This is a genomic window from Streptococcus sp. HMSC076C09, from assembly GCF_001837905.1.
Lineage (GTDB): Bacteria > Bacillota > Bacilli > Lactobacillales > Streptococcaceae > Streptococcus > Streptococcus parasanguinis_I.
This window is the reverse complement of sequence record NZ_KV834605.1, coordinates 1-254: the sequence shown is the minus strand read 5'-3', so window position 1 is coordinate 254 and position 254 is coordinate 1. Positions and strand designations below refer to the sequence as shown.

General features: G+C 32.7%; 1 protein-coding gene. It reads left to right on the top strand.

The features are described 5' to 3' along the window. Positions 1 to 159: 159 nt before the first annotated feature. Positions 160 to 254, top strand: a 95-nt coding sequence (locus HMPREF2704_RS11000; protein WP_141751579.1) for a helix-turn-helix domain-containing protein, incomplete at its 3' end; no start/stop codon positions are given.

Here is a 254-nt window from a genome sequence, read left to right as displayed (position 1 = left end):
TTATATTTCAATATTTTTAATTACTCTCAATATGAAAATCCTTTCCAAATCCATGCAGGGGGCATCTAAATCAACAGGAAAAAGCCTTGATTTACAAGGCTTTTTTGTTTGTCTATAACTGATTTGCCCCATCATTTGCCCCACATTTTTTTATGAGCAATCTTTCCAGACATCTCTGACTACGAAAAACAAAAAAGCTATCCTACCTTTGCAAATTTAGATAAGATAGCAGAATATTTTAATGCAACTCCAAC